Origin of the sequence: Streptomyces sp. NPDC058335 (genome assembly GCF_042723915.1) — a bacterium.
In the GTDB taxonomy this organism is placed as follows: Bacteria; Actinomycetota; Actinomycetes; order Streptomycetales; family Streptomycetaceae; genus Streptomyces.
Map to the genome: position 1 here is coordinate 1 of NZ_JBHXHX010000043.1, position 8,237 is coordinate 8,237.

At 74.0% G+C, this 8,237-nt stretch carries 2 protein-coding genes; both read right to left on the reverse strand.

Translation table 11 applies throughout. From position 1 onward, the window contains the following. Positions 1-213, reverse strand: a 213-nt coding sequence (locus tag ACFWJX_RS40510) for a polyketide synthase docking domain-containing protein (protein ID WP_383252118.1), incomplete at its 3' end; no start/stop codon positions are given. Between the two features lie 43 nt (positions 214-256). Next, positions 257-8,215, reverse strand: a complete 7,959-nt coding sequence (locus tag ACFWJX_RS40515; protein WP_383252120.1) for an SDR family NAD(P)-dependent oxidoreductase — start codon at positions 8,213-8,215, stop codon at positions 257-259. Positions 8,216-8,237 lie beyond the last annotated feature (22 nt).

Here is an 8,237-nt window from a genome sequence, read left to right on the forward strand (position 1 = left end):
ATCCACACCGTCCGACACCAGACGCCACAGATCCTCCGGAGACTCCACCCCACCCGGCAACCGACACGCCATCCCCACGATCACCACCGGATCGTTCTTCTCCGCCTCGATGTCGCGCAGCCGCTTGTTGGCCTTCTGCAGGTCCGCGACCGCGCGCTTGAGATAGGCGCGGAGCTTGTCGTTGGTGTCGGAGTTCTTGACGTCGTCGGACATGTAGATCCGCCCCCCACGTATGGATCGCAAGACTGTCGGTGAATCAGGAAGTGGAGCCGAACTCGCTGTCGAGGAGATCGAAGATCTCGTCGTCGCTGGCACCCTCGATGTCGAACTCCGCCTCCGGCCCAGGCGAGTTGACGGTCTCGGCCCATACGGCGGAGAGCCTCTGGAGATGTGCGGAGACCTGCTCGTGCAGTTCCGTGTCCCCCGCCGCCGCAGTGAGCGACCGCCCCAGGCGCTCCAGTTCCGCGAGGACGGGTGGCACCGCGGGGGCGGAGCCGGCCAGCAGCCGCTCCTGGAGGTGGACGGCCAGCGCGGCCGGGGTCGGGTGGTCGAAGACCATCGTGGCGGGCAGGCGCAGTCCGGTGGCCTCGGTGAGCCGGTTGCGCAGCTCGACCGCGGTGAGGGAGTCGAAGCCGACCTCCTTGAAGGCCTGAGAGGCGTCGATCGATCCGGCTCCCTCGTGGCCGAGGACGGCGGCGGCGCTGCCGCGCACGAGGTCGGCCACGGCCTTGGCACGGTCGGCCTCGGGCAGTCGCGCCAGCCGGTCGGCGAAGGAGGCCGCCCCGGCCTCACCGGCGCGGGCGGCCGCCTTGCGGGCGGGCCGCACGAGTGCGCGCAGCAGCGCGGGGACATTCCCGTCGGCGGCCTCGCGGCGTACGGCCGCGAGGTCGAGCCTGGTCGGCACCAGCAGCGGCTCGTGCAGCCGCAGCGCGGCGTCGAAGAGGGCTATGCCCTCTTCGGAGCCGAGCGTGCGGGTGCCGCCGCGGCGGCTGCGCCGCAGGTCGGTGTCGTCGAGATGGCCTGTCATGGCACTGGCCTGCTCCCAGAGGCCCCAGGCCAGGGAGAGCGCTGGCAGACCCTGGTCGCGCCGCAGTTGGGCGAGACCGTTGAGGAAGCCGTTCGCGGCGGCGTAGTTGCCCTGGCCCGCGGTGCCGAAGACGCTGGCGCCGGACGAGAACAGGACGAACAGGTCGAGGTCGAGTCCGGCGGTCAGCTCGTGCAGGTGCCAGGCGGCGTCCGCCTTCGGCGCGAACACGGTGTCCAGCCGTTCGGCGGTGAGCGCGGTCAGCACGCCGTCGTCGAGGACGCCGGCGGTGTGCACGACGCCCCTGAGCGGATGCGCGGCCGGGACGCGGGCCAGTACGGCGGCGAGTTCCTCCCGGTTCGCCGCATCACATGCCTCGATGGTGACGGTGGCTCCGAGCGCCGTCAGGTCCGCCCGGAGTGCGGCGCTGCCGGGTGCGTCGGGTCCGCGCCGCCCGGCCAGGACCAGGTGGCGTACGCCGTGTTCGGTGACCAGTCTGCGGGCGACGAGGCCGCCGAGCAGTCCGGTGCCGCCGGTGATGAGCACAGTGCTCTCCGGGTCGAGGACGGGAATGTCCGTCCCCTCGGTGGTGGCCCGGACGAGCCGGGGGACGTACGTTCCGCCGGCCCGCACCGCGAGTTGTGGTTCGCCCGAGGCCGTCGCCGTGGCCACGGCCGCGGGAACCGCGCGGGCCGACTCGCGCGTCCCGTCGACGTCGACGAGGACGATTCGGCCCGGGTGTTCGGTCTGCGCCGAGCGGAGCAGACCCCAGACCGCCTGGGCGGCCGGGTCGGGCTCGGCGGCCGAGCCTTCGGCGGGTGCCGCGCCGGTGGTCAGCACGACCAGGCGGGACTCCGCCGTGTCGCCGGTGTCGTCGGCTCGTGGCTCGGCGAGCCAGGCGGTGACCTCGTCCAGCGCGCGGGCGGTCAGGGCGCGGGCTCGGGCGGCGCCCGTGCCGTCACCGGCTTCGGTGAGGTCCAGGACGTCCGTGGCCGCGGCCGGGCCGGTGGGAACCGTCTGTGCCGTCGGGGTCCAGTCGATGCGGAACATGGAGTCGGACGGGGTGGTGCCGGCCTCGGCGAGGCGGTCGGCGGAGGTGGCGCGCAGGACGAACGACTCGATGGTGGCGACCGGGTTGGCCGACTGGTCGGCCAGTTCCAGTGCGACCCCGCCGGACGCGGCCGGTACGGCGCGCACTCGCAGGGCGGTCGCGCCGGTGGCGTGCAGTCCGACCCCGTTCCAGGCGAACGGCAGCAGCAGCGGGGCCTCGCCGGAGCCGTCCGGGTCCGCGGTGGCGGCGTTGGTGAACCCGGCGGCCTGCAGCGCCGCGTCGAGCAGCGCGGGATGCAGCCCGTAGCGTCCGGCGTCCTGGCGCAGGTTCTCGGGGAGTTCGGCCTCGGCGTACACCTCTTCGCCGTGCCGCCACACGGCCTTCAGGCCCTGGAAGGCGGGGCCGAACTCGTAGCCGGTTCCGGCGCGGGTGCGGTGGTAGTCGTCGAGCGGTACGGCTTCGGCGTCCGCGGGCGGCCAGGTGTGGGGGAAGGGGCCGGGTGTGCTCTCGTGCGCCGACAGCGTTCCCGTGAGGTGGCGGGTCCACGGGGCGTCGGGTTCGGCGTGCTCGGAGCGGGAGTGGACCGAGACCTGACGGTTCCCGTCCCCGGCGGGCGGCCGGACCGCGACCCGCAGGAGGGTGCCGCCGTCCTCGGGCAGCACCAGCGGTGCCTCGACGACCAGTTCCTCCAGGTGGCCACAGCCGACCTCGTCGCCCGCGCGGATCACCTGTTCGACGAGGGCGGCACCGGGCACGAGCACGACGCCGGACACCTGGTGGTCGGTGAGCCACGGATGGGAGGAGCGTGACAGCCGTCCGGTGAACAGGACGCCGCCGTCCTCGGGGAGTTCGACGATCGCGCCGAGCAGCGGATGGTCGGCCGCCGATGCCCCGGCGGACGTGAGGTCACCCGTCGCGGCGGTCGCCTCGAGCCAGTAGCGGTGGTGCTGGAAGGCGTACGTCGGCAGGGGCACCCGGCGCGCCCCGGTGCCGTCGAACCAGGTCCGCCAGTCGATGTGGACCCCACGGACGTACACCTGGGACAGGGCGGACAGGAAGCGGTCCGGGCCGCCCTCGCCGCGCCGCAGGGTGCCGGTGACGGCGCACGGGCCGATGTCCGCCGCGTCCAGGGTCTCCTGCACGCTCATGGTGAGCACCGGGTGCGGGCTGATCTCCAGGAACACGCGGTGCCCCTGGCCGGCGAGGGCCAGCGTGCCGTCGGCGAACCGAACGGTCTGCCGCAGGTTGCGGTACCAGTACCCGGCGTCCAGCAGCGTGGTGTCCTTGATCCAGCCGTCGTCCACGGTCGAGTAGAAGGGCACGGTCGCGGGCCGCGGCTCCAGTCCGGCGAGCACCTCCGCAAGTTCGGCCTCGATGCGCTCCACGTGGGAGGTGTGGGAGGCGTAGTCGACAGGGACCTTCCGGGCGCGTACGTCCTGTGCGGTGAGGGCGGCGTGCAGTTCGTCCAGTGCTCCGGGGTCGCCGGCGACGACGGTCGAGGCCGGTCCGTTGACGACAGCGATCTCCAGCCGGTCGGCGAGGCCGTCGACGCGGGCGGCCAGCTCGTCGGCCGGCAACTGGACCGACATCATGCCGCCGAGGCCGGCGAGCCGCCTGCCGATGACCCGGCTGCGCAGCGCGACGACACGGGCGGCGTCCTGGAGCGACAGCGCTCCGGCGACGCAGGCCGCCGCGATCTCACCCTGCGAGTGGCCCATGACGGCGTCGGGCCGCACCCCGTACGACTGCCACAGGGCGGCCAGGGACACCATCATCGCGAACGACACCGGCTGGACCACGTCCACCCGGTCCAGCGAGGGGGCGCCCTCGGCCTGCCGCAGGACGTCGACCAGCGACCAGTCGGTGTACGGCGCCAGCGCGGCCGCGCACTCCTCGATGCGACGGGCGAACACCGGTGCGGTGTCGAGGAGTTCGGCTCCCATGCCGAGCCACTGCGAGCCCTGGCCGGGGAAGACGAACACGGTCCCGCCGTCGACGTCGGCCCGCCCGGTGATCACCTCGGCGACGGTGTCACCCGCCGCGAACCGGGCGGTGGCGGTGGTGCCCTGCTGAGTGCCGGAGGCGAGGACGACGGCCCGGTACTGCTGCGGGGTGCGCGTGGTGGCGAGGGAGAAGGCGATGTCGGCGGCGTCCGGGGCGGGTTCGGCCGTGGTGTGCGCGGCGAGGCGTTCCGCCTGGCCGGTCAGTGCCCGCGCGCTGTGCCCGGACAGGATCCACGGGACCACGGCCGGGGTGACCGGTGTACGGTCCGCGGGTCCGGTGTCCTCCGGCTGCCGCACCGCTGGCGCCTGCTCGACGATGACGTGCGCGTTGGTGCCGCTGACGCCGAACGAGGAGACGCCGGCGCGGCGCGCCCGGCCGGTGCGCGGCCACGGGCGCGGCTCGGTGACCAGCCGGACCTCGCCGGCGGACCAGTCCACCTCGGGGGTCGGTTCGTCGGCGTGGAGGGTCCTCGGCAGTTCCGCGTGGCGCATCGCCATCACCATCTTGATGACGCCGGCGACGCCCGCCGCGGCCTGGGTGTGTCCGATGTTCGACTTGACGGAGCCGAGCCACAGCGGCTCCCCGGCGCGGTCGGCGCCGTAGGTGGCGAGGAGCGCGTGGGCCTCGATGGGGTCGCCGAGGGGTGTGCCCGTGCCGTGGGCCTCGACGGCGTCGACGTCTCCGGGGGTGAGCCGGGCGTGGGCGAGGGCCTGGGTGATGACCCGTTCCTGCGAGGGGCCGTTGGGCGCGGTCAGTCCGTTGGAGGCGCCGTCCTGGTTCACCGCGCTGCCGCGGACGACCGCGAGAACCTCGTGGCCGTTGCGTTCGGCGTCGGACAGCCGCTCCAGCAGGACCAGACCGACGCCCTCGCTGATGCCGAACCCGTCTGCACCGGCACCGAAGGCCTTGCAGCGGCCGTCCTCGGCCAGCCCGCGCTGCCGGGAGAACCCGATCAGCGGCTCGGTCGTCGACAGTACGGACACCCCTCCGGCCAGCGCGAGGGTGCATTCGCCGGAGCGCAGCGCCTGTGCCGCGAGGTGGATGGCGACGAGGGAGGAGGAGCAGGCCGTGTCGACCGTGAGGGCGGGCCCTTCCAGTCCCAGGACGTAGCTGAGCCGGCCGGACAGGACGCTGGCGATGTTGCCGGTCACCAGGTAGCCCTCGTCGACCTGGTCGCCCCGGACGCGGTTGCCGTAGTCCTGGCCGTGTGTGCCGGTGAAGACGCCCGTGCGGGTGCCGCGCAGATCGCCCGGGGCCATACCGCCGCGCTCCAGCAGCTCCCAGGCCGTCTCCAGCAGCAGCCTCTGCTGCGGGTCCATGGCCAAGGCCTCGCGCGGGTTGATGCCGAAGAAGCCGGCGTCGAACTCCGCCACCGAGTCGAGGAACCCGCCCTTGCGGACGTAGGAGGTACCGGGGGTGTCCGGGTCCGGGTCGTACAGGGCGTCGAGGTCCCAGCCGCGGTCGGACGGCAGGTCGCCGATCGCGTCGCCGCCCGAGGCGAGCAGGCGCCAGAGGTCCTCGGGTGACTCCACGCCTCCCGGGTAACGGCAGCTCATCGCGACGATGGCGATCGGTTCGTCGGCCGGCGCCGCCCGCACGGCGTCCGGCGCCGGCCCGGAGGGCTCTGTCTCCCCGAGGAGTTCGGTCCGCAGGTGTCCGGCCAGGGCGCGCGGCGTGGGGTGGTTGAAGACGAGGGTGGGCGGCAGCTCGATGCCGGTGGCGGCGGTGAGACGGTTGCGCAGTTCCACCGCGGTCAGGGAGTCGAAGCCGAGTTCCTTGAAGGCACGGTCCGCCGGCACGTTCTGGTTGGCGGTGTGACCGAGCACGGCCGCGGAGCTGGTGCGGACCAGCTCCAGCAGCGTCTTGTCCCGCTCGGCCGCCGGCATCGCCGCCAGCCTCAGGGCCAGGGAGGGGCTTGTCCCGCGCTCGGCCGAGGCGGCTCGTGCGGAGCGCCGCGTCGGCACCGGGACGAGCGAACGGAACAGCGGGGGGACCGAGCCGCCGGCCCGTATCCGGTCCAGGTCGAGACGGACCGGGACCAGGACCGGGCGGCCCGTCGTGAGCGATGCGTCGAACAGCGTGAGCCCCTGCTCGGTGCCGAGCGCCAGGGTGCCGGCCCTGGCGGTCCTGGCCAGGTCCGCGGCGGTGAGCCGGCCACCCATGCCGCGGCTCTCCGCCCACAGGCCCCAGGCCAGGGACAGGGCGGGCAGCCCGAGGGCGTGCCGGTGGCCGGCCAGTGCGTCGAGGAAGGAGTTGCCGGCGCCGTAGTTGGCCTGGCCGGCCCCGCCGAACGTCGACGAGGCGGAGGAGAACAGTACGAACGCCTCCAGGTCCAGTCCGGCGGTGAGTTCGTGCAGGTGCCAGGCCGCGTCGACCTTCGGCCGCAGGACATTCGAGAGTTGCTCCGGCCGGAGGTTGACCAGGAGCGCGTCGTCCACGACTCCGGCCGTGTGTACGACGGCGGTCAGCCGGTCGGCCACCGACCCCACCACGCGGGCCGCCGTCTCACGGTCCGCCATGTCGCCGGCGACGACGGTCACGTCCGCGCCGGCCCGCCGGAGTTCCTCGGCCCACTCCTGCTCGATGCCGGAGCGGGACACCAGCACGAGTTGGCCGACGCGGTGGTGTTCGACGAGGTGCCGGGAGATCTGCCGGCCGAGTCCGCCGGACGCGCCCGTGACCAGGACGGTGCCCCCCGCGAGCCGGGGCGACGTGGGCTGCTCGGGTGTCTCCGCCCGGCGGAGCCGGGGCACCAGGACCCGGCCCTCGCGGACGGCCGCCTCGGGTTCGTCGGCGACGACGGCCGCGAGCCCGGCCCGCACCGTCGTGTCGGCGTCGTCGTCCACCTCGAGGAGCGCGAACCCTCCCTCGTACTCCGACTGGGCGGTACGCAGCAACCCCCGCAACGGCTGGTGGGCGAGGTCGTCGGCGCGGACGACCACGACGAGTCGGGAGTCGCCCGTCGCCGGGTCGCCCACCCACCGCTGGACCCGTTCGAGTGCCCGCCGTGCTCCGCGGTGCACCCGTTCGGGCAGCGGCAGCGCCGGGTCCTCGCGGTCGGCGAGGTGGACGACGGCCCGGGGTGGCGGCCCGTCGCCCAGGTCGGTGTCGTAGGCCCACGCGTCGTCCGGCACGGCCGACCGGTCCGCGTCCGAGGGCAGCCAGTCGGTCACGAAGAGGGAGTCGGGCCGGCCGGACGCGGTGCCGAGCGCCTCGACGTCCACCGGACGCAGCGTCAGCCGGTCGATGGCGAGCAGGGCGTCGCCGTACTCGTCGACGGCTTCGACGGCGAAGGCGTCGGCTCCCAGTGCGGTCACGGTGGTGCGCAGGTACGACGCCCCGGAAGCGTGGATGCGTACCCCGGCCCAGTCCGCCGGCCGCACGACCCGCCGCGGTCCGCCGCTCTCCAGGAGGGTGGCCGCCACGTGGGAGAGCGCGTCCAGGAGTGTCGGGTGCAGGACGTACCCGGTGTCGTCGCCGTCCGCCTCGGGCAGCCGGATCTCCGAGTACGCCCGCGTTCCGTCAGCGCTCAGCCATACGGCCTCGACGGCCTGGGAGCCGGACCCGTACGGCAGGGCGCCCTGCGGATCGGTGTCGGCGCCCGCGACAGGACGTGCTGTGTCGGGTACCTGCCAGGGCGTCGCGGGCGAGGGCTCGGCCGGCCAGGGGGCGAGCACACCGGTGGCCTGCTCGGACCAGTCCTCGCCGGGGCCCGGCCTGGTGTGGACGGTGACGGCGCGGCACCCCGCGCCGTCGGGGCCGCCGACATGTATCTGGAGGTCGAGCGCACCGTCGTCCGGCATCAGGATGGGAGTGCTGACGGTGAGTTCGGCGATGGCAGGTACCCCGTGCGCATCACCGATGTGGGTGAGAGCGTCGACCAGGGCGGACTCGGGTAACACCGTGCGGCCGGCGACCGTGTGGTCGGCGAGCCATGGCATCCCGGCCCGCGTCAACTGCGCCGTGCAGAGGACGTCCTGGGTCCCGGCCACGGTGACGGCGGCATGCAGGAAGGGGTGTTCTCCGGGCATCGGTCCCTGACCGACGGCATCGGCAGACCCGCTCTCCAGCCAGTAGCGCTCGCGTTGGAAGGCATACGTCGGCAGCCCACCGGCCCGTGCCTTGCGCCCCGTCACACCGAGCACCGCCGCCCAGTCC